General features: G+C 63.8%; 19 protein-coding genes and 1 pseudogene. 10 read left to right on the top strand and 10 right to left on the bottom strand.

From position 1 onward, the window contains the following. Positions 1-100 precede the first annotated feature (100 nt). Both hisC and X760_RS64185 read left to right on the top strand, forming a co-directional pair. Positions 101-1,210 (top strand): histidinol-phosphate transaminase, encoded by a 1,110-nt coding sequence (gene hisC, locus X760_RS64190; RefSeq protein ID WP_023721107.1) that lies wholly within the window; start codon positions 101-103, stop codon positions 1,208-1,210. Between the two features lie 6 nt (positions 1,211-1,216). Further along, positions 1,217-2,131, top strand: a pseudogene (locus X760_RS64185) (prephenate/arogenate dehydrogenase family protein). Between the two features lie 131 nt (positions 2,132-2,262). Here X760_RS64185 and X760_RS64180 read toward each other — a convergent pair. Beyond that, positions 2,263-3,264, bottom strand: coding sequence for a DUF2125 domain-containing protein (locus X760_RS64180; RefSeq protein ID WP_023721104.1), 1,002 nt, complete (start codon positions 3,262-3,264; stop codon positions 2,263-2,265). A gap of 114 nt (positions 3,265-3,378) precedes the next feature. On the opposite strand from X760_RS64180, the gene X760_RS64175 reads away from it, so the two are divergent. Then, positions 3,379-3,912 (top strand): gamma-glutamylcyclotransferase, encoded by a 534-nt coding sequence (locus X760_RS64175; RefSeq protein ID WP_023721103.1) that lies wholly within the window; start codon positions 3,379-3,381, stop codon positions 3,910-3,912. Positions 3,913-3,957: 45 nt separating this feature from the next. Here the strand turns inward: X760_RS64175 and X760_RS64170 are convergent, their stop codons facing one another. Continuing rightward, on the bottom strand, positions 3,958-4,938 hold the full coding sequence (locus X760_RS64170; protein WP_031194569.1) for a zinc-binding dehydrogenase: 981 nt from the start codon (positions 4,936-4,938) through the stop codon (positions 3,958-3,960). A 319-nt stretch (positions 4,939-5,257) separates the two neighbouring features. Here X760_RS64170 and X760_RS64165 point away from each other — a divergent pair, with 319 nt between their 5' ends. After that, positions 5,258-6,205: an aldo/keto reductase gene (locus tag X760_RS64165; RefSeq protein ID WP_023721101.1), complete on the top strand. Its 948-nt coding sequence runs from the start codon at positions 5,258-5,260 to the stop codon at positions 6,203-6,205. Between the two features lie 76 nt (positions 6,206-6,281). Next, positions 6,282-6,902: a LysE family transporter gene (locus X760_RS64160; RefSeq protein ID WP_023721100.1), complete on the top strand. Its 621-nt coding sequence runs from the start codon at positions 6,282-6,284 to the stop codon at positions 6,900-6,902. Between the two features lie 27 nt (positions 6,903-6,929). Here X760_RS64160 and X760_RS64155 read toward each other — a convergent pair whose 3' ends face one another. Further along, complete coding sequence (locus tag X760_RS64155; RefSeq protein WP_023721099.1) at positions 6,930-7,730, bottom strand: 1-acyl-sn-glycerol-3-phosphate acyltransferase; 801 nt, start codon at positions 7,728-7,730, stop codon at positions 6,930-6,932. Between the two features lie 108 nt (positions 7,731-7,838). Then, positions 7,839-8,747 (bottom strand): LysR family transcriptional regulator, encoded by a 909-nt coding sequence (locus X760_RS64150; RefSeq protein ID WP_023721098.1) that lies wholly within the window; start codon positions 8,745-8,747, stop codon positions 7,839-7,841. A gap of 134 nt (positions 8,748-8,881) precedes the next feature. Between X760_RS64150 and X760_RS64145 the strand changes: the two genes are divergently transcribed. After that, complete coding sequence (locus X760_RS64145) at positions 8,882-9,502, top strand: pyridoxamine 5'-phosphate oxidase family protein (protein WP_023721097.1); 621 nt, start codon at positions 8,882-8,884, stop codon at positions 9,500-9,502. A 16-nt stretch (positions 9,503-9,518) separates the two neighbouring features. On the opposite strand, the gene X760_RS0138935 is transcribed toward X760_RS64145, so the two are convergent. From X760_RS0138935 to ftsE, 3 genes are all read right to left on the bottom strand, one after another. Then, complete coding sequence (locus X760_RS0138935; RefSeq protein WP_031194568.1) at positions 9,519-10,283, bottom strand: YdcF family protein; 765 nt, start codon at positions 10,281-10,283, stop codon at positions 9,519-9,521. 88 nt (positions 10,284-10,371) lie between these two features. Further along, positions 10,372-11,355 carry an ABC transporter permease gene (locus X760_RS64140; protein ID WP_023721095.1) on the bottom strand — a complete coding sequence of 328 codons (984 nt, stop codon included), beginning with the start codon at positions 11,353-11,355 and terminating at the stop codon, positions 10,372-10,374. After that, complete coding sequence (ftsE, locus tag X760_RS64135; RefSeq protein WP_023677923.1) at positions 11,348-12,007, bottom strand: cell division ATP-binding protein FtsE; 660 nt, start codon at positions 12,005-12,007, stop codon at positions 11,348-11,350. Before ftsE ends, X760_RS64140 begins: the two co-directional genes overlap by 8 nt. Before the next feature lie 235 nt (positions 12,008-12,242). On the opposite strand from ftsE, the gene X760_RS78100 reads away from it, so the two are divergent. From X760_RS78100 to X760_RS64125, 3 genes are all read left to right on the top strand, one after another. Beyond that, positions 12,243-12,533, top strand: coding sequence for a hypothetical protein (locus X760_RS78100; RefSeq protein WP_245278668.1), 291 nt, complete (start codon positions 12,243-12,245; stop codon positions 12,531-12,533). Between the two features lie 180 nt (positions 12,534-12,713). Continuing rightward, a complete protein-coding gene (gene hpt / locus X760_RS64130; RefSeq protein WP_023721145.1) occupies positions 12,714-13,256 on the top strand; it encodes a hypoxanthine phosphoribosyltransferase in 543 nt (180 codons plus the stop codon). Between the two features lie 299 nt (positions 13,257-13,555). Next, positions 13,556-13,927 (top strand): response regulator, encoded by a 372-nt coding sequence (locus tag X760_RS64125; RefSeq protein WP_023721093.1) that lies wholly within the window; start codon positions 13,556-13,558, stop codon positions 13,925-13,927. 19 nt (positions 13,928-13,946) lie between these two features. Here X760_RS64125 and X760_RS64120 read toward each other — a convergent pair whose 3' ends face one another. Continuing rightward, positions 13,947-14,897 carry a DMT family transporter gene (locus tag X760_RS64120; protein ID WP_023721092.1) on the bottom strand — a complete coding sequence of 317 codons (951 nt, stop codon included), beginning with the start codon at positions 14,895-14,897 and terminating at the stop codon, positions 13,947-13,949. Positions 14,898-15,119: 222 nt separating this feature from the next. On the opposite strand from X760_RS64120, the gene X760_RS64115 reads away from it, so the two are divergent. Continuing rightward, complete coding sequence (locus X760_RS64115; RefSeq protein WP_023721091.1) at positions 15,120-15,977, top strand: LysR substrate-binding domain-containing protein; 858 nt, start codon at positions 15,120-15,122, stop codon at positions 15,975-15,977. A gap of 78 nt (positions 15,978-16,055) precedes the next feature. Here X760_RS64115 and X760_RS64110 read toward each other — a convergent pair whose 3' ends face one another. Together X760_RS64110 and X760_RS64105 are read right to left on the bottom strand one after the other, a co-directional pair. Then, complete coding sequence (locus tag X760_RS64110; RefSeq protein WP_023721090.1) at positions 16,056-18,668, bottom strand: TIGR02302 family protein; 2,613 nt, start codon at positions 18,666-18,668, stop codon at positions 16,056-16,058. A gap of 212 nt (positions 18,669-18,880) precedes the next feature. Continuing rightward, positions 18,881-19,822 carry a threonine/serine dehydratase gene (locus X760_RS64105; RefSeq protein ID WP_023721089.1) on the bottom strand — a complete coding sequence of 314 codons (942 nt, stop codon included), beginning with the start codon at positions 19,820-19,822 and terminating at the stop codon, positions 18,881-18,883. Between the last annotated feature and the right edge of the window lie 3 nt (positions 19,823-19,825).

Raw genomic sequence — 19,825 nt, 5'->3', positions numbered from 1 at the left:
AAGTTCTTGATCCCGAATTGCCGCCCCTCGACATTCCTGGCCACGGCTTGTATTTCCGCTGCGGCCTCCGGATGGAGGCATCCTCGACGGATTTCATGGAATGAGCCAGACACCGGATCAGACACGTCCAACGCCCCGCGCCGGCATCATGGACATCGAAGCCTATGTGCCCGGCAAGAGCGCGGCGCCGGAAGGTGTCGCCAAAGTCTACAAACTGTCGGCGAACGAGAACCCGCTCGGTCCTTCGCCAAAGGCGATAGAGGCCGCGCGCGCGGTCGCCGACAAGCTCGCGGTCTACCCCGACGGCAGCGCCAGGCGCCTGCGGGAGGCGATCGCCGAGGTGCATGGGCTCAATCCGGCGAACATCGTCTGCTCCAACGGTTCCGACGAGATCCTGGGCCTGCTTGCGCAGACCTACCTCGCGCCCGGCGATGAAGCCATCATCACCGAACACGGCTTCATGGTCTACAAGATCTACATACAGTCGGCCGGTGCCGTCCCGGTAACGGTCAAGGAGACCGATGAACGCGCCGACATCGATGCGATCCTCGCCGCGGTGACGCCGCGTACCAGGATCATCTTCCTTGCCAATCCGAACAACCCGACCGGCACTTACGTGCCGTTCCAGGAGGTGCGCCGCCTGCATGCCGGCCTGCCGCGAAACGTGCTTCTGGTGCTGGATGCCGCCTACGCCGAATATGTCCGGCGCAACGACTATGAAGCCGGCGTCGAGTTGGTGGGCAGCGCGGAAAACGTGGTCATGACCCGCACCTTCTCGAAATTGGGCCTCGGTGGCGCGCGGATCGGCTGGATCTATGCGCCAATGCACGTCATCGACGCGATCAACCGCGTGCGCGGGCCTTTCAACGTCAATGCGACGGCGATCGAGGCCGGCATCGCGGCGATCCGCGACCGCGCTCATATCGAGCGCAGCGTCGCGCATAACGAGACCTGGCTGGCCTGGCTGAGCGAGCAATTGACCGGGCTCGGGCTGCGGGTGACCCCGAGCGTCGGCAATTTCATCCTGATCCACTTTCCCGAGGACAAAAAGCATTCGGCGGCGGCCGCCGACGACTACCTCAGTGCGCGCGGCTACATATTGCGGCGCGTTTCCGGCTACGGTTTTCCCAACGCGCTGCGCATGAGCATCGGCACCGAAGAGGCTAATCGCGGCGTTGTCGCAGCACTCGCGACATTCCTGAAAAGCTAGGGCACCATGACCTCACCCATGTTCGAAAAGATCGCGCTGGTCGGCATCGGCCTGATCGGTTCGTCGCTGGCCCGCGTCATCCGCCGCGAGGGACTTGCCGGCCAAGTCGCCATTTCGACGCGCAGCGAAGCGACGCTGGAGCGGGCGAGCCAACTCGGCCTTGGCGACACCTACACGACANCTACACGACAGATGCGAAAGAAGCGGTTCGCGATGCCGATCTGGTCATCGTTTCGGTGCCGGTCGGCTCTTCAGGCACGGTCGCCCAGGAGATCGCACCGGCGCTGAAGAAGGGCGCCATCCTCACCGATGTCGGCTCGACCAAGGCATCGGTGATCGCGCAGATGCAGCCGCATGTGCCTGATGGCGTGCACTTCATCCCCGGCCATCCTTTGGCCGGCACCGAAAAATCGGGACCGGATGCCGGTTTTGCCGAACTGTTCGAGAACCGCTGGTGCATTTTCACGCCGCTGGCCGGCACCGATCCCGTGGCGCTGGAAAAGCTCTCGGAATTCTGGCGCCGCTGCGGCTCCAACATCGACACGATGGACCCGCAGCATCACGACATGACGCTGGCCATCGTTTCGCACCTGCCGCACATCATCGCCTATAACATCGTCGGTACCGCCGACGATTTGGAGTCGGTGACCAAGTCCGAGGTCATCAAATACTCGGCTTCCGGCTTTCGCGACTTCACCCGTCTCGCGGCGTCCGACCCGACCATGTGGCGCGACGTCTGCCTGCACAACAAGGACGCCATCCNCCTCGCTGCAGCGGGCGATCCGCTGGGGCGACGGCGAAAAGCTGTTCGACCTGTTCACCCGCACCCGCGCTGTCCGCCGCTCGATTATCGAGGCCGGCCAGGACATCGACGTACCGGATTTCGGCCGCCAGGCAGTCGAACACCCGCCGAAGGGATAAGCCGCGGCAAGCCGATCGCAGGCCGTACCGCCCCAGAACGGTTCATCGTTTCACGGAAACGCCGAACCGGTCTATCTTTTTGTTTGACGCAATCCGGACGGAAAACCGTTCACAATTTTCCTGGAATTGCTCTAGTCGAGCGGCTTGATCTTGCCGAGCGGGATGAAGCCGAGCGAGGCCTTGCCCTTGACGATCTTCAGCGGCATCGACGGTGCGTTGCCGAGCAGCGCCAGTCCGGCGAAGCCGGTCTGGATTTCTTTCTTCTGCTCGGGGATGGCGGTGGCGAGGATTGCCGCCACGGCCTTCGGGTCAGTGAGCTTGATCATCAGGTCGGCATTTATGAGACCGTCGTCATCGACCGACAGCGGTCCGGAAACGGTGATGCGCGCGGTTCCTGAAGACAGATCGAGCTCGTGGATTTCGGCCGCCTGGCCGCGCAGGCTCTTCGGACTTGCCTTGATCAGCGTCACGCCGTTCTTCAATGTCACGTCGCCGCTGCCGTCGAGCGGCGGCAAGACGCGCCCGCCGATGGCCTCTGCGTCAATTTCGAGATCGGTGAAATTGCCGGCATAGTCGATGTCCGGGCCGTTTGGGCGCAATTGTCCGGTGGCGGTTCCGGCGCTGAACAGCGAGACGGGATCGGTGTCGTCCGCCGGATCGGTCTGGCCGGACAGGCCTTCTGCCTGCAGCGAGAGGCGCCTCGGCAGCGGCCAGGACAGCTTCATGTCGGCTTGCAAATCATCCCAGTCGATCCACAGCGGCGTCATGCCGGGAACAGAGGTCCTGAGCGGCCCCCTGAACTCGGCGGCAGGCGACAGAAGCCGCGTGATCTGCGTGGCGGCGTTGATTTTGCCTGTCGATGCAGCGACGTTGCGGCTGTCGTCCTCGTAAGCCAGACTGTCGCAGGAAAGGGTGAAGGTGAAGGGATAGCCGCTGACCGCGAGATTGGCGCAGTCGGCCTTGATGCCTTTGTCGTCGAGATCGGCGACCGCCTTGTCGGTTGCGCTCTCGACCAAGACCGCCAGGTAGAACCAGCCGGCGCTGTAGATGCCGAACAGCACGAGAATGAAAGCGGCAAGCCACAACAGGCGGCGACGTTGGCTGGGCGGCGGGCGCTCGTCACTTGACGTCATGCTCCGGCTTTCGTTAACGCGGGTGGCACGGGCGGGCTGTCGCTTTCGGCAACAACAGGTAGACGGACTGAAACACCACCGGTGAGGTGGTTCGTCACAATCAGGCTTGGCGATATGGGCGATTTTTGGGTTTTTGGCTACGGCTCACTGATCTGGCGGCCGGGATTCGCGCATGTCGAGACGCGGCGTGCCCGCCTGCATGGCTATCGCCGTTCGCTCTGCGTCTATTCTTTCGTGCATCGCGGCTCGCGCGAACGGCCGGGCCTGGTGCTCGGCCTCGACCGCGGCGGCTCCTGCATCGGGCTGGCGTTCCGGGTTCCAGGCGAGCTGCGCAACGAGGTCGTCACCTATCTGCGCGAACGCGAGCTGGTCACCAACGTCTATCTCGAGCGTGTGCTCAGCGTCCGCCTCGACAAGCGTGAAACGGATGGGGGCGAGACGGTCGAAGCCATCGCCTATGTCGTGGACCGCAGCCATGAGCAATACGCCGGTGCGCTCGACGCCGCCGAGGCAGCAGCCGTCGTTCGCGGCGCCGTCGGCCAGTCGGGGAGGAATGAGGATTACGTGCTCAGCACGCTGGAGCACCTCGAAGCACTGGGTATAAGCGATCGCTGGCTGGAAGAGGTGACAAGACGGGTCGCGACGTAGCTTCTTTGGTCGTTGACCATGATGCTTTCGGCGTCGTGGTCCGGGCTACATCCTGAAAATCTGTTTGCCAAGATCGGCGCGATCCAGGCTGTTTGCCACGGCGAGCTTGAACTCGGTCAACGGGCGGAGACCGCCGACAGGAACGTGGAAGCCGGGCTGGCCGAAGATGTCGATGATCTCGCGTAGCACAGGTCGGTCGGCTTCGACCGGCGGCGAAAAGAAGTAGCGATAGATATTCGCCCTGATCTCCACGCCGCTCAGCAACACATCGAAATTGTGAAGTTCGAAGCGCTCGGCACTCATGCCGCCATTGATCACCATCTGCCCGCCGAGCGCCAGGGTGCGGATCAATTCGCCGCTGACAGGTCCGCCGACATTGTCGATAATCCCGTTCAATCCGGCGCCACCGGTGATATCCATCACGGCTTCCCGGATACTTGCCTTCAAGTCCGAAAGGTCAAGAATGGCGGCGACGCCAAGCGTCTTCAGATCGAAGCTTTGGTGCGAGCGCCGCACCAGCGCGATGACGTTGATGCCGCGTCGTTGGGCGAACTGCATCACCATTGTCGAAATCGACGAATAGCCGGCCGTGACAGCCAGCCACTGGCCAGGCCGCACACGGGAATCCACCATCAGATCCCACGCGGTAATGGGGTTCACCATCTGCCCGGCGCGTTCGACCGGATAGCCGGCAGGCAACGGGATCAGCCATTCGGCGGGAATGGCCGCGTACTCGGCCCAACTGCCATAATAGCTGAACGCGACGAGCGTGCCCGGTTCCAGCAAAACGTTCGCGCCAACGGCTTCGACGATGCCGGCGCCATGGTTTCCCGCGATCTGCTGGGGAAAATGCGGCTTCTTCGGTTCGGGATAGAGGTTCTGGATAAACAGGAAGTCGCCCGGATTGATCGAGGCCGAGACCATCCTGACCAGCACCTCGCCATCGCCGATCCGCGGCATCGGCAGGTCGTCCACGTAGAGCACGTCGCGCGGCGAGCCGATGGCGTCAAATACAATTGCTTTCATGCCGGTCTCCATAACAAACGATCCGGGGCAAACAGTCTGGGCTTGGCCAGACCGTGCCGAAATTTGCGTCGGCGCCGCGGAACTTATGGCCGGCCGGCAAAGGCCAGAATTGGCAGATTTGACAATCTATGTGCTAAACTTGCCAATTTCCTCAGAGGGGCTGGTTTGGAAGCCGGACACGGCGCGGCGGGTCGCGGTTTTGTGAAGCGCCAGCGGGTTGGAAAAGAGGCTATGCGTTTGACGTTGCCATGGCGCGACATAGGTTAGCCCGGTCGGCGGCTCCCACCCGCCTCAGCATGAATCACCATGGAGATCAGCCTTGCAGAAACGTCGTCTCGGTCGCACCGACCTATCCATCGCGCCATTGGTTCTGGGCGGCAATGTGTTCGGCTGGACCGCCGATGAGAAAACCTCGTTCGACTTGCTCGACCGCTTTGTCGACGCCGGTCTCAACGCCATCGACACGGCCGATTCCTATTCGCGCTGGATTGCCGGCCACCAGGGCGGCGAATCCGAAACCATCATCGGCAAATGGATGAAGAGCCGCGGCAACCGCGACAGGGTTGTCGTCATCACCAAGGTCGGTTCGGACATGGGGCAGGGCAAAAGGGATCTGTCCGCCGCCTATATCGAAAAGGCCATTGATGCCTCGCTGAAGCGGCTGCAGGTCGATACCGTCGATCTCTATCTGTCGCACTGGCCCGACCCTGCGACCCCGTATGAGGAAACGCTCGGTGCTTACCAGAAACTGCTCGACAAGGGCAAAATCCGCTATGCCGGCGCTTCCAACCTCGACGCCGCCCAATTGCGCGCCGCACTCGACGTAGCAAGCCTGCGCGGCCTGCCGCGCTACGAGGTGCTGCAGCCGGAATACAACCTCTACGACCGCTCGTTCTTCGATGGTCCGCTGCGTGATCTGTGCGTGGCCGAGGACATCGGCGTCATCACCTATTTCAGCCTCGCCAAAGGGTTTTTGAGCGGCAAGTACCGCAGCGAAGCCGATCTCGGCAAAAGCCCGCGCGGCGGCGGTGTGAAAGGGTATCTCAACGCGCGTGGCATGCGCATTCTCTCAGCGCTCGACGCCGTGTCGGCCAGACATTCGGCCAAGCCGGCGGAAGCGGCGCTGGCCTGGGTCATGGCGCGCCCTGGCGTCACCGCTCCGATCGCCAGCGCGACGACGCTCGGCCAGCTCGACAGCCTGGTGCGTGCGGCGTCGTTGCAGCTCAGTCCGGACGATATCGCCGAGCTCGACAAGGCCAGCGCATAGCCGCGCACGATCGTTCAAGACCCGCACCGCTGCCTTGCCTACCGTCCTACATCGTCACAGGATGCAGGGACGCCGCATGGCCGGACAGGTTCTTCTCGATCAGCAGCTATGGCAGCAATTGCTGGCGCTTGTGCTGGCATCGGCCATCGTCATGGGCAGCCCGGGGCCGGCGACGATAAGCGTCACCGCGGTCGGCGCCGCGTTCGGCCTGCGGGATTCGCTCCGCTATGCCTCGGGGATCGTTGTTGGCACGATCCTCGTGCTCATGGTGGTGGCGACGGGCATCATGGCCGTTCTCGCCGCGTTGCCGAAGCTCGCGGCGCTGCTGGCGGTCGCCTCGGCAGCCTACATCCTTTACCTGGCGTTCAAGATAGCGACGGCGCCGCCACTGACGGCACGCGTCCGTGGAGCGGCGCTTCCCACTTTCCTTGGCGGGTTTCTTCTGGCTGTTGCCAACCCGAAAGCCTATGTGGCGATTGCCGCCGTGTTCGCCAGCGCGTCTTCCGGCGCCGGCGGTCTCGGTATTTCAGCCAAGCTGGGGGTTCTCACCTTGATGATCGTTGCCATTCATCTCTTGTGGCTTCTCGCCGGCGCAGCCTTTGCACGTTTGCTGCGCAAACCGCTGGCTTCGCGGATCATCAATCTGGTGTTTGCCGTGACGCTGGTTGCAACAGCCGCCCTGGCTGCCCTGCCGTGAGCCCTTGTGGCATCTGAGGCCGTTGCCTCAGCCTTTCAATTCAGGTTTCGCGTCCAGCTCACCAAGCCTTTTCACCGCAGTCGGCGGCATCGGCGGCGGGTTCGGCGTTTGCGACGCCTCGACGAGGAGCTGGTCGCAGGCGGCCTCCGTCTCGCCGATCAGTCGTTGCATGAATTCGTCCTTGCCGAGGCCGGGCGGGATCGGCGACAGGAAGCGCGCCTTGATCGTGCCGGGATAGCGCAGGAATTTGCGGCGCGGCCAATAGAGGCCGGCGACGTGAGCGACCGGCACCACCGGAATGCCAAGTTGCGCGTAGAGTTCGACGATGCCGTATTTGTAGACCGGCTCGTCGCCCGGCGCCCGGCGCGTGCCCTCGGGATAGATGATGAGCTGGCGGGGATTGCGCGCCAATTCCTGTTTGGTCGCGGCGATCACCATCTTCAATGCCTTCGAGCGGCTGCCGCGGTCGACCGGAATCATCCGCATCTTCAAGATGTACCAGCCGAAGAACGGGATCCAGGTCAGCTCCCGCTTCAATATGTAAACGGGATCGTCGAGGAACGGCAGGAAAGCGATCGTGTCCCAGAAGGACTGGTGCTTCGGCGCCAGGATGAAGGAGCCTTCAGGCAGGTTCTCCTGGCCGGTGATCTCGCTTCTGGTGCCGGCGATCTTGTCGTAGAGCCACATGCTGGTGCGCGACCAGAATTTCGGCACGAACCAGGCGCGGTGGCGCGGCGACAGGAAATAATACGGGGTCCAGAGGATCATCTGGACGATCAGATTGAGGTAAAAGGCGAGATTGAACGCCAGCGAGCGGAAATAGAGCATACAGCAAGTGCCCGGTGAGGAGGTGTGCGTTGGTTACACCAAGCGCCGGCAAAAAGGAAACGGTGCGAGGCGGGCGATCGGCCCGGTTTTGCGGTAGGCCGTCCTTCGTCACGCCTGCCACGCCGCCTGCAGCAGGCGCTGCTTCAGGCGTGGGGCGGCGAAGTCGAGGAACGCGCGCAGCTTCACCGGCAGCAGCCCTTGGCCGGCGTGGACGAGGCTCACCGGCCATGGCTCGGGCTCGAACTCCTGCAGCACGGGGCGCAGCGTACCCGACCGAACCGCGGCGGCGATCTGGTAGGAAAGCAGCCTCGTCACGCCGACGCCAGCAATCGCCGCATCGATTGCCGCCTCAGCGGTGTTGACCCGTAACCTGGAGCGGACCGGTACGGTGAATTCGGCCTTGCCGGTGGCGAAACTCCAGGCGGAGGCGTTGAGCCCTTCGAAGGTGATCGCACTGTGTGCTGCAAGCTCTTGCGGCGTTTTCGGCGTGCCGTGCTCGGCGAGATAGGCCGGGCTCGCGCAAACGACGCGGCGGATCGAACCCAGGCGGACGGCGACCAGGCTCGAATCGGCAAGGGCGCCGATGCGGATGGCGAGATCGATGTGCTCTTCGACCAACTGGGTTATCCGGTCGGCGAGTGTCAGCCGCACACTTACGTCGGGGTAGGCGGCGAGAAAGGCGGTGACGACCGGCAGCACATGCAGGCGGCCGAAGACGATCGGCGCGGTGACGATCAGTTCGCCGGTCGGGGCGCTGTACTCGCCGGCGGCTATTCGCTCGGCCTCGCCGACCTCGTCGAGAATGCGACGACAGGCGGCGAGATAGGCGTGGCCGGCATCGGTCAGCGACAGCTGCCGCGCCGAGCGGTTCAACAGCCGTGTCTTCAGGTGCCTTTCCAGGTCCGAAACCTTGCGGCTGACCGTCGTCAGCGGAATGCCGAAGCGACGCCCGGCCGCCGAAAGGCTGCCTGTCTCCGCCGCGGCAACGAAAAGCGACATGGAGTGGAGGCGATCCATAACTTTCCCGAAAAAATTGGCCCTTCCGAAGAATGGAAGGACGCATCGCAGATATGGCATCTGCTTCTCGAAGATGGAAGTATCTACTTTTCGGTGAGTAATGCAGCGTAGCTCGGCAGTTGAGGAGGGTCTTCATGAACGCTCACACCAGCGATGTTGCCTTCACACCGACGGTGAAGGCGATCCAGACCCGCAAGGGCTCGCGCCAGGCCTATGCCCGCGTCGAGGAGCGTGGTGGCTGGCAGGCGGCAATCATGCCCGATCTCGCCGCCTTCATCGAGGCGCAGACCAGCGTCTTCCTGTCGACCGCCAATGCGGACGGCCAGCCTTACATCCAGCATCGCGGGGGGCCTGCCGGTTTCCTCAAGGTACTTGATGAGCGGACGATCGGCTTTGCCGATTTTACCGGCAACAGGCAGTTCATCACCCAAGGCAATCTCAGCGACAACCCGCAGGCCTTCCTGTTCCTGATCGATTATGCACACCGGCAGCGCATCAAGATCTGGGGCAAAGCGTGCGTCGTCGAGGGCGATGCCGAGCTGATGGCAAAGCTGATGCCGCAAGACTACAAAGCGCGACCCGAACAGGTCATCCTGTTTACCGTTTCGGCCTGGGATTCCAATTGCTCACAGCACATCCCGCAGCGTTTCGAAGCGGCCGACGTGGCGGCGGCTCTGGCCGAGCGCGACAGGCGCATAGAACGGCTCGAACAGGAGATCGCGCGCTTGCGCTCGGGTGCAACAGCCAGGAAATAAAAACTGCCGGTGCCGTTCAGTTTCCGCCCGCGGCGTCGGCCAGCGAGACGCTGTTGGGCGGTTGCTTCACCGGCATGATGCCGCGCGCCAGCGCCAGCAGGTATTTGCTGTATTCGGTGAACAGCACGCGCAGTGCTTCCGGCTTGGTCAGCCAGCCGCCATTCCCAAGGTTGGTGTTGACCACCGGATAGGGTTCAAGCCTGGCGCCGTGCAGCAGCCGTCCCATTTCCAGCAGGCTGCGCGGCATGTGATAATTGTTGGTGACGAGGATGACGGTGCCGTAGGCGTGGTCCTCGACCCATTTGGCGCTTTCCTCGGCATTGCCGATCGTGTCGAGCGCGGCGCGGTCGATGTCGACGCAGCAGGAAAACAGCCTCTTGTCGCCGCCGGTCGCGGCCTGAAGCTGGCGGCGGCTGGCGGAGGGATGGACGCCGCTGATCAGCAGCCGCTCGCCCTTGCCTGACGCAAGCAGCCCCATTGCGGCGTCGAGGCGCGACTGACCGCCGGTCAGCACGATGATAGCGTCGGCCCTTGCCGGATTGGCGGGCGTCGTCAGACGGCTGACGGTATTGGCGAACCAGCCGAAGCCGGCGACAAACAACGCCACAAGACCGAGCAGAAGGAGAGCCGAGAGGCGTAAGGAGCGGGCTGCCAGCAGCCGCCCGTGTTTGGCGAACTGATCCGGCTTGGCAAATTCATCAGGCCCGGCGAATTCATGCGGACGCGCAACCAGCACTGGCATACACCCAGCGGTATCGGTCGAGTCCCGAACGTCCATCATGAAATGGTTAACCCCGAAATACGGCCTTTGGTAGGAAAAAAATGCAATTTTCGTGACGATGCGTTTTCATCCGTGATCGATCTTTCCTTTAGCCGGCGTCCGGCTGGCGAATGTCGATGTCGCTGAGATAGGTAACCACCGTGAAATGGGAGGTTGCCGCGGTCAGCGCGCCGATCACCAGCACCATGACAGCGACCCCGAGATAACCCGCCGAGCCGATGGCGAAATTGCCGAACAGGGCGGTCGCCTGGTCGGCCTGCGGCGTTGCCATGTTGCGTGACGACCACCAGGAGAAGACGATGAAGACGAGGATTGCCGCGGCGCCGCCCGCCGCGGCGCCCTTCATGCCGGTGACCAGAAAATGCCGGCGGAATTCGCGCGCGATGAAGCGCGCCTCGGCGCCGACGAAATGCAGCACCTCGATGATGTGGCCGTTGCCGGCCATGGCGCCGCGCGTCGCGAACACCACGGTCAGCACCGTCGCCGACAGCATCAGCGCCAGCACTGCGAGACCGATCGTTACCGTGGTGCGGGCCATGGTGACCAGCCGGTCGACCCAGGTGCGATGATCGTCGAGCGATGCACTCGGCAGCTTCGGCGTGATCGCCGCGCGCAGTGCGGCGAAATCGGGCGGACTGTTCTCGTCGATGGTGATGATGATCAGGCGCGGCACCGGCAGCTCATCGATGTTCAGGCCCGAGCCCAACCAAGGCTCGAGCAGCCGGGCCGTTGCTTCGCGGTCGACGATCCTGGCGCTTTTCACGCCAGGGAATTCGCCGGCGATCTGCGAGGCCAGCGCAAGCGCGGCCTCCATGTCGAGGCCGTCGACCGGCTTGATCTGGATGGTCGCCTCGCGCGAGATCTGGTTCTCCCAGACCGAGGCGGTGTCACGCACCAGCGTGACTGCGCCAAACGTCAGGCAGGACAGAAACGTCATGATGGCGATGACCAGCACCAGCGCCCGGCCGGCGATGTTCTGCGCCGGCACGATCGGCGCCATCTTGCGCTGGACGCGGGGCTTGGCCGCTGCGGCGTCGTGACCCTCGAAATGTTCGACGGAGAGCTCAGTCATAGATGTCCAGCCTTCCGCCGGCCAGGATCATGCGCCGTGCGTCGACCTGTTCCATCAGGCCGAGGTCGTGCGTGGCGATCACCACGGCAGTGCCCAGCCGGTTGAGCTCGATGAACAGCCGCAGCAAGCGTCGTGCCAGCGGTGGATCGACATTGCCGGTCGGCTCATCGGCGAGCAGGATCTCGGGCTGCTCGATCAACGCACGGGCGATCGCGGCGCGCTGCTTCTCGCCGCCAGACAGCACCGGCGGCAGCACATGCATGCGTTCGCCGAGGCCGACCCATTTCAGCAGCTCGGTGACGTCGGTGCGGTAGGTCGCCTCCTCGCGGCCGCGCACGCGCAGCGGCAATGCCACGTTCTCGTAGGTGGTCATATGGTCGAGCAGGCGAAAATCCTGGAACACCACCCCGATGCGGCGCCTCAGATGCGGCAATTCGGTGCGCGAGATGCGCGAGCGGTCCTTGCCGAAGATGGTGATCAGGCCGCGCGTCGGCTTCAGCGACATGAACAAAAGCCGCAGCAACGTCGTCTTGCCGGCGCCTGAAGGTCCGCTCAGGAACTGAAAGGAGCGCTCCGGAATGTGCAAGGAGATGTCGCGGAGGATCTCCGGACCCATGCCATAGCGGAGGCCGACATTTTCGAAGCGGATCACTTTCGACGACCTGAAATTCTCGGCGGCAAGATGCCAGCCCTTTCTGTGGAAAGACCATCGGCCGGCATGGTTAACCGACGGTTAATTTGGGGGCTTTTCAAACGAGTCACAGGGGTTCCGGTGGGGAAGCGTTAACCATTTCCGTTTACCCAAAGAAACGAACAGCGAACAGGTGCCGTAGTGTTGGGCCACGATGGCTGAGGATCGAACCGCGCGCCCGGTTTCCGGCGAAATCATGACCGATGCGGCCGCCGAGCCGGAACGCATCATGCGCGACGTGACCGCCGACGTCATCGATGCCGATTATGAGGTGCTGCCCCGCCATTTTACGCGTCCAGACTTTGCGCCGCCGCCTGCGCGCACGATTTCCACCCCTTCGATCGAAGGCATGGACATGTTGCGCAAGCCGGAAACCGCCGTCGAACGGCCGTTATGGGTGCACGGTGGGCCGATCTTCTGGATTGCCGGCGTCGGTGCCGCCTTGGCCGCCTTCTGGATTTCGGGCGGCCATGCGCTGGTTCGTTAGAACGGCGCCAGAAAATCAACAGGTCACCAGATAAACGATTTGCGACGCGCAGGGGACGGTTCGCGGGCGCCCTGCCAAAGATTTGGCCTTGCCAGACGGCTCGACATGCCTAGAAACGGGGTTGAAGACCGTTTTCGGTCAGCTTCGCCTACAAGGCGATCATTTCTGGAAAGGCGGCCAATGCCAGTTGTGCGCGGCAAGGACATCGAAGTCCTGTTTTCGGCGTCCGCCATCGCGCGGCGGAATCTGGAACTTGCCAAGGAGATCGCCGGGCACGACTACCACGACCTTCTGGTAATCTCGGTGCTGAAGGGATCATTCATCTTCGCCGCCGATCTTATCCGTGCCATGCACGATGTCGGCCTGTCGCCGGAGGTCGAGTTCATCTTCATCTCGAGCTATGGCGCCGGGACAACCAGCGGTGAGGTGAGGGTGCTGCGCGACATCGACAACGAGGTCGCCGGCCGCGATGTGCTTCTCATCGACGACATTCTCGAATCCGGCAAGACGCTGAGCTTCACCCGCGACCTCATGCTGTCGCGCGGCGCGAGGAGCTGTGCCATCGCCGTGCTGCTCGACAAGCGCATGCGCCGCCAGACCACGCTCAACGCCGACTATGTCGGCTTCGACTGCCCCGATTATTTCGTCGTCGGTTATGGCATGGACGTCGCCCACGCGTTTCGCGAATTGCCGTTCGTCGGCATGGTCAAGGGCGACGCTTGAGGCCTTTTTGATAATTCTACTCCGGCGGCCACCTGACGCAGTGTTCTGCGCTTCCTGCAGCGCAGCGCGTCCTTTGGACGCGCAAAGGACGCTGTAGCACTTTTGATTTTGCGCATGATGCTTTCCGAAATCGAAACCGAGTTCGGGATCAAGCGCGAAGCTCCCGGACTCGAACGTCCGCTCCGCTCCGGTTCTCGAAAACCACGCCATCTGACTCGCCGGAGCGAATTCTGAAAAGGCCTCATCGACACTCAGCGCCTTCAGGAAACATCAACTTTTCCTCGCCAAATATCCTGCCCATGGCAAAGCTCTTGATCGTCGAGGACGATGAATCCGTCCGCACCCTCGCCGCCCGTGCGCTCGAACGCGCCGGGCATAATGTCACTATTGCCGCCGACGGCGCGCACGGTCTTTCTCTGATCCGGGCGGCGCAAGGGGGCTACGACCTTGTGCTGTCCGACATCCGCATGCCGGAGATGGACGGCATCGAGATGGCCAAGGCGGCAGCGGCGCTGTTCCCGGCGATGAAGATCATGCTGATGACCGGCTTTGCCGATCAGCGCGAGCGCGCCGAGGAATTGGACGGCGTTATTCTCGATGTCGTGCAAAAGCCGTTCACGCTGGCTGAAATTCGCGCCCGCGTCGAACAGGCGCTCGCCTGTTTCGCCTAAAGCCCAAGGCCGACCGCCTTCACGCAGGGTCGCAGGTCGCAGCGATGGCTGGCGCGCCGCTCCGGCGCCGGCTGGCATGGAGCGCAAACAGGCCGGCGCCGATGATGAGGGCTGCGCCGGCCGCCGTCGCCGGTCGCGGCACTTCGGCAAAGAACAGAAAACCCCATAGCGGCGACCAGATGATACCGGTGTATTCGAAGGTGGCGACGCTGTTGGCGGGCGCCAACCGGTAGGCCTGCGACAACAGGATCATGCCGGCCGAGGCAACGAAGCCGCATGCCCCCATCTTCAGCAGATCCGACGTCGTCGGCCAGACCCATGGCCGGACTAGGAATTCGAGGCTCGGATGCACGGCATGGTCGATGTCTGCCAGCCAAAACAGCCCCGCCACCAGGGCAGCACCGGCCAGATAGGCGCCGTTCTGGTAAAACGCCATAACGGTCGAGGATTCGGTGTCGCCGATCTTGCGTGCCATCAGTTGCGAAAAACCGTAGAGCAGAGCCGAGCCTAGCGACAGCAGCGCCGCCCAGTCGAACACGCCGGCACCCGGGCGCGCCATCACCAGCACGCCGAGCATGCCGACCAGGACGGTGGCGAGCGCCTGCCAGGACACGCGTTCGCCGAGATACGGGCCGGCCAGCGCCATGATGAACAGTGGCGCCATGAAATAGAGCGCCACCGCGTCGGCCAGCGGCAGGGCGGCGATTGCCAGATAGTAGGCCGTGTAGGAGGTGAACTGGATGAAGGCGCGCATCGTCAACATGCCGAACCGCTTCGACTGGATCGCCTGCAATCCGACGTCGGCGTGGACGAGGAAAACCAGGATCGGCAGGGCGACGATCGAGCGGATCGCCATCACCTCGGTGACGGGATAGCGGCTCGACACCGCCTTGACCAGCGGGTCCTGCAGTGAAAAGACCAACACGCCGAGACAGAGGCTGAGGATGCCGAGCACAAGCCGATTCTGCATGGGCGCTCCGGTCTCCTACGCGCCGGCCGGAAGCAGGCCTGCATCCGGGTAAAAAGAACCCGCCACCGTTTCGGGCAGCGGGTACGAGTGAGGACTTTTGATTGGTCCGCGGCCGATTTCGCGGCCGCATATCCAATGGGTGAGGCGACTATCGTCCGCCGTTTGACATGTTGCAAACGAATTGGAATGATGCCAGCAATCAGATTTTCTTATGGCGGGCACATGCGACCCAATCTCGACAGCGACCTCTTGCGCACCTTCGTCGCGGTCGCCGACACCGGCAATTTCACCAAGGCGGCGGAGCGGGCCGGCCGCACCCAGTCGGCGGTCTCGATGCAGATGAAGAAGCTCGAAAGCATGGTCGGCGACAGCCTGTTCGAGCGCGGCTCGCGTGGTGTGGCGCTGACGCGGCGCGGCGGCGAGCTCATCGCCAACGCCAGGCGCATCGTTTCGCTGCTCGACGAGACGGCGGCATCGATGGTCGCGGCGCCGCTTGGCGGGCCGGTGCGCATCGGTATCCCGGAGGAATATGGCCACGCGATCCTGTCGCGCGCGCTCGGTGCCTTTGCCAAGCGCCATCCTCAGGTCGACATCACCGTCCGCTACGCGCATTCCGGTGCGCAGATCGCGGCGCTCGCCGCCGGCGAGCTCGATCTGGCGGTGGTGTTCGAATGGCAGGATCTCTCGGGCGGTGAGGTGCTGATGCATGATCCGACCGTATGGGTGACGTCGGAGCTGCATCACATGCATGAGGACCGGCCGGTGCCGATCGCGCTCTACAACCGCGCCGGCTGGTGCAAGGATTTCGCGATAAAGTCGCTGGAACAGCGCGGTCTCGCCTATCGTGTCGCCTACACCAGCGATACCAATGGCGGCCTGCGGCTCGCCGTCACCTCCGGGCTGGCGATTGCGCCGATCTCGCGCAGCAACATTCCGGCCGGCTGCCGCGAACTTACGGCCGCCGACGGCTTCGGCGACATCGATTCCTCGAACGTAGTGCTGCGGCGCAATCCGAACGCTTCCGGCGAGGCGATCGACGGCATGGAAGAGGCGATCCGCGAGGCGTTCACCAACCGTTAAACACGTCGCTCGGTCCGGCGATAGCTGCCACCACGGAGGACCGCGCACGGCGATCTTCCAAAAATGTAGAGTGCAGCCTTACTTCAGCTCCAGCAACCGCTCCAGATAGCTGCGCTCGATATCGGGGCTGAGCGCGTTGCCGAGCCGCTTGCGGATTGCCTCGAGGATCTGGCGCGCGCGCTGCACGTCGATCTCGTCAGGCACTCTCACCGAACTTCCGTCATCGGGACCCTCACTGGTGCGGGGCCGCCCGAGCGGGTCACGGTCGGCATTCTGCTGGCGTCCGCCCTGCCCGTTGCCGCCCTGGTCGCCTTGCATCGCTTGCAATTGCTTCATCATATCCTTGGCGCCCCTGCGCAAGGCTTCCAATGCGCGGCCCTGGTGGCCGACGGCTTGGTCGCCCTCGCCCTCGCCGAGCGCCTGTTCGGCATTGCCCATGGATTTGCCGGCTTCGCCAAACCCCTCATTGGGGTCGAGGCCCATGCCTTCGAGGCCCTTCCTCAATTGATCGAGCTCGCTCTGCAGCTTGCCCTGGCCTTCCTGCAATTGCTTCAGCGCATCGGCAAATTCCTGCGGCGTCATCGGCTTCGGCCGGCCGAGCGGATCGCGGTCGTCGCCCGGGCTGGGCTTGCCCTCTTCGCCCATCGGGCCTTGCTCACCGTTCTCGCCGAGTTGCTCGTCGCGGTTCTGCCCGCGCTGTTGCTGGCCGCGCTGCATCTGGTCCATACGGAAGGTGTCGTTCATCATCTCCTGCTGGCGCCGCATGATCTCGCCCAGCTTGTCCATCTGCTGGCGCATCTCGCTGTCCTGCTGGCCGCCTTGCTGCTGGCGGCCTGCCTGCAGATTGTTCATCATGTCCTGCAGCTCCGACAGCAATTGCTGCGCCTGGTCGCGATTGCCGGATTTCGCCAGGTTCTCGATTTGGTCCATCATGCGGTCGATGTCGCTCTGGCGCAGTTCCTGGCCGTTTTGCTGCATCTGTGGCGCATTCGGATTCTGCTGCGCCCGCGCCGCGAATTCCTGCAGGAACTGGTTCATCGCCTCGCGCAGTTCCTTCATCGCCTTCTCGATCTCTTGGTCGCTAGCGCCGTTCTTGATCGCATCCTGCAGCGCCTGCTGCGCCTGGCGCAGCCGCTTCTCGGCCGCCGACAGATTGCCTTCCTCGATGCCGAGCGCGATCTCCCAGAGGTAAGCGACCTCGTCGCGCAACTGGTCGTCGCTGTCGGCCATCTTCAGCCGGGTGCGGGCGCTCATGATGGCGAGGTAGTGCGCCATATTGTCGAACGTGTCTTCGGGCCTGAGCGTGATCGCATCCATCAGGTCGAGGACGCGGTCCTTGGCATAGGCGTCGAGCGCCAGCATGCGGCGCTGCTCGACCACGGCCCGCGCCAAGGGGTTGGAGAATGGCCGCTCCGGCATCACCAGCGTCTTGGTTTCGCTGGTCGCCGTGTGTCCGGCGCCGTCGGTGGCGACAAGCGACAGCTTGACGTTGCCACCGGCCCAGACATGGTCGGTCAGATCCTTCGTCGTTTTGGCGGCATTGGCCTTGCCGCCGCGGCGCGGCAACGTCAGCGGCATATCCGGCGGGCCATAGAGCGGATGCGCGTTGGGCACCTGCGGATCGGCCAATGCGAAAACCGCCTTGGCGGAGGCCGCGCCATAGTCGTCGTCGATCTGGTAGTTGAGCTCGAAGGCGCCGTTGACGGCGCGTTTCGGCTCACCGACAAAGCGGATCTGCGGCGGCTTGTCGGGGATTATGGCGAAGGCCCAGCGGCCGAGCTCGCCGTCGCCGGATTGCAGCGTCAGCATGCCGTCGGCCGTCAACTTGCCGCTGAACTGGCGCACGGTGGAAGGCGTTGCAGTATTTGCCTCTGGCTTGGCTTGCGGCCCGGTCGGATCGATGGCGCGGGTGTTGCCGCCGGCGTCGGCGTAGCTCAGCGTTTCCTCGCCCGAACCGCCCGTGACGCGCAGCGACACGTCGCTGCCCTCCGGAACCGTGAAGGTCTGCGCCGCTTGATTGGCATTGTTGGCAAGGACAGGGGCGTTGAGGAATACTGGTGGCCTGCCGGTATAGGCCGGTGGCGTCACCCAGGCATCAATGCGCGGCGGCACGACGTCGCGCGCGGCACGGGCAACAAACCCGTCACTCAGCTTGCCGCCCGACGGCCCGAAGGAGAAGGCAAAGGCGGTGACCAACAAAAGCGCCGCAACGGCGCGCAACGCCCACGGGTCATGCTCGGGGACGCGCGTGCGCGGCACGTCGCCGCCAAGCTCGCCCAGCCGGTCCGCCATGCGCCGCTGATGCTCGCGCCACAGGGCTCGCGAAAAAATGCTTTCCTTGCCGCTCGGGCGATCGGTCTGGACCTGCACCGGGCTGTGCAGCAACCGGTTGGCCGCCTCGATGCGGCGGTCGACCTCGGCACTGGATGGCGTGCGGAAGAAACGCAATGGATAGAGTGCGGCAAGCGCTGCGACGCCGAATGCCGTGATGAGACCGAATCGCGCTAAATCGGGCAAAAGCGGGAACAGACCGAGCCACGAGATACTGAGAAACAGGCTGGCGACGATGATCAGCGGCAGCAGCAACGGCCAGCCGCGCTCGACGATTATCGAGACCTGCGTCGCCAGCCGGCTCAAGGCAAGGCGCCCGGCCAGGCTGCGATCGCTGGTAAAGACGGGTCGTTGCGTCATCGGCCCTTCCTGGCCGGGCGGGATAGCCCGGACCTCACGAGTCTATCGCATGGGCCCGAAAAGTCGATTTTCGGGAAGCACGATGCGAAGACCCAAAATCTTAGCGCATACGTCGTGCATTCAGGCGGCTGCACGTCGCCCTAAGGATACCAACAAACACGGCGAAGGCGAGGCGGTTCCCCAAAACGTGAACAATAATGCCCCGGATATTGTCAAAATTTCGCTGGATTGGCGTTTGCGCCGCAGACCAGAACGGCAACGCGCTCGCCCACAGCCGGCCTGTAGCGGCCGGACAGGAGCGCCGCGAAGGCCGCCGCACCGCCCGGCTCGGAGATGATTCGCACCCGGTCCCACAGCGCCGCCTGGGCGGCGATAATGTCGTCGTCGCCGACGAGGATCGAGCGCTCGACGAACGCCTCGGCGATAGGAAACATCATTTCGCCGACACGCTTCGGCGCGAGCGAATCGGCGGCGATGCCCTCGGTTGGGGCATCGACAGGCCGGCCCGCCTCGAAAGCGCGGTGTAGCGTCGGCGCACCCTCTGGCTCGACGGCAATGATCCTGATGCGGCCGGAAAACCAAGCGGCGATGCCGCCGATCAAGCCGCCGCCGCCGACAGCGACCAGCAGCGTGTCGAGCTTCGGCAGGTCGGCCTCGATCTCGAGGCCCAGCGTGCCTTGCCCGACCAGCGTCTCCTCCTGGTTGAAGGCGTGGATCTGCAGCGCGCCGGATTTTTCGGCGAAGCTCTCGCTGGCGGCCAGCGCCTCGGCATAACGGGCGCCGCCGACGATCAGCTCGGCGCCGTAGCCGCGGATGCGGCCCAGCTTGGCCGGCGGGCTCACTTCGGGAACAAAGATGGTCGCCTTATGGCCGAGCCGCATGGCGGCATACGCGACCGCGGCGCCGTGGTTGCCGCCCGATGCGGCGACGACGCCAACTGCGGGAACCGGCCGTTCGAGGAGATTGGTGAACGCGCCACGCGCCTTGAACGAGCCGGAATGCTGCAGGCATTCGAGCTTCAGGTCGACAGGCAGAGGCGGGCGGCCGAAATCGGCCATGTCGACGCGCAGCACCGGCGTGTGGCGCACGAAGGGCCGGATGCGGGGTTCCATCGCCGCAATGCGCTCGCGGGTGATCGTGTGGCCATGCAGCATGCT

The sequence above is a fragment of the Mesorhizobium sp. LSHC420B00 genome (assembly GCF_000503055.1).
Taxonomy (GTDB): domain Bacteria; phylum Pseudomonadota; class Alphaproteobacteria; order Rhizobiales; family Rhizobiaceae; genus Mesorhizobium.
This window is presented reverse-complemented; position numbering and strand designations above follow the sequence as displayed.

What these genes read in the sequence shown, in the direction of transcription:
- hisC (WP_023721107.1), top strand. Translation starts at nt 101, where the DNA reads ATGAGCCAGACACCGGATCAGACACGTCCAACGCCCCGCGCCGGCATC.
- X760_RS64180 (WP_023721104.1), bottom strand. Translation starts at nt 3,264, where the DNA reads ATGACGTCAAGTGACGAGCGCCCGCCGCCCAGCCAACGTCGCCGCCTG.
- X760_RS64175 (WP_023721103.1), top strand. Translation starts at nt 3,379, where the DNA reads ATGGGCGATTTTTGGGTTTTTGGCTACGGCTCACTGATCTGGCGGCCG.
- X760_RS64170 (WP_031194569.1), bottom strand. Translation starts at nt 4,938, where the DNA reads ATGAAAGCAATTGTATTTGACGCCATCGGCTCGCCGCGCGACGTGCTC.
- X760_RS64160 (WP_023721100.1), top strand. Translation starts at nt 6,282, where the DNA reads ATGGCCGGACAGGTTCTTCTCGATCAGCAGCTATGGCAGCAATTGCTG.
- X760_RS64155 (WP_023721099.1), bottom strand. Translation starts at nt 7,730, where the DNA reads ATGCTCTATTTCCGCTCGCTGGCGTTCAATCTCGCCTTTTACCTCAAT.
- X760_RS64150 (WP_023721098.1), bottom strand. Translation starts at nt 8,747, where the DNA reads ATGGATCGCCTCCACTCCATGTCGCTTTTCGTTGCCGCGGCGGAGACA.
- X760_RS64145 (WP_023721097.1), top strand. Translation starts at nt 8,882, where the DNA reads ATGAACGCTCACACCAGCGATGTTGCCTTCACACCGACGGTGAAGGCG.
- X760_RS0138935 (WP_031194568.1), bottom strand. Translation starts at nt 10,283, where the DNA reads ATGATGGACGTTCGGGACTCGACCGATACCGCTGGGTGTATGCCAGTG.
- X760_RS64140 (WP_023721095.1), bottom strand. Translation starts at nt 11,355, where the DNA reads ATGACTGAGCTCTCCGTCGAACATTTCGAGGGTCACGACGCCGCAGCG.
- X760_RS78100 (WP_245278668.1), top strand. Translation starts at nt 12,243, where the DNA reads ATGACCGATGCGGCCGCCGAGCCGGAACGCATCATGCGCGACGTGACC.
- hpt (WP_023721145.1), top strand. Translation starts at nt 12,714, where the DNA reads ATGCCAGTTGTGCGCGGCAAGGACATCGAAGTCCTGTTTTCGGCGTCC.
- X760_RS64125 (WP_023721093.1), top strand. Translation starts at nt 13,556, where the DNA reads ATGGCAAAGCTCTTGATCGTCGAGGACGATGAATCCGTCCGCACCCTC.
- X760_RS64120 (WP_023721092.1), bottom strand. Translation starts at nt 14,897, where the DNA reads ATGCAGAATCGGCTTGTGCTCGGCATCCTCAGCCTCTGTCTCGGCGTG.
- X760_RS64115 (WP_023721091.1), top strand. Translation starts at nt 15,120, where the DNA reads ATGCGACCCAATCTCGACAGCGACCTCTTGCGCACCTTCGTCGCGGTC.
- X760_RS64110 (WP_023721090.1), bottom strand. Translation starts at nt 18,668, where the DNA reads ATGACGCAACGACCCGTCTTTACCAGCGATCGCAGCCTGGCCGGGCGC.
- X760_RS64105 (WP_023721089.1), bottom strand. Translation starts at nt 19,822, where the DNA reads ATGCTGCATGGCCACACGATCACCCGCGAGCGCATTGCGGCGATGGAA.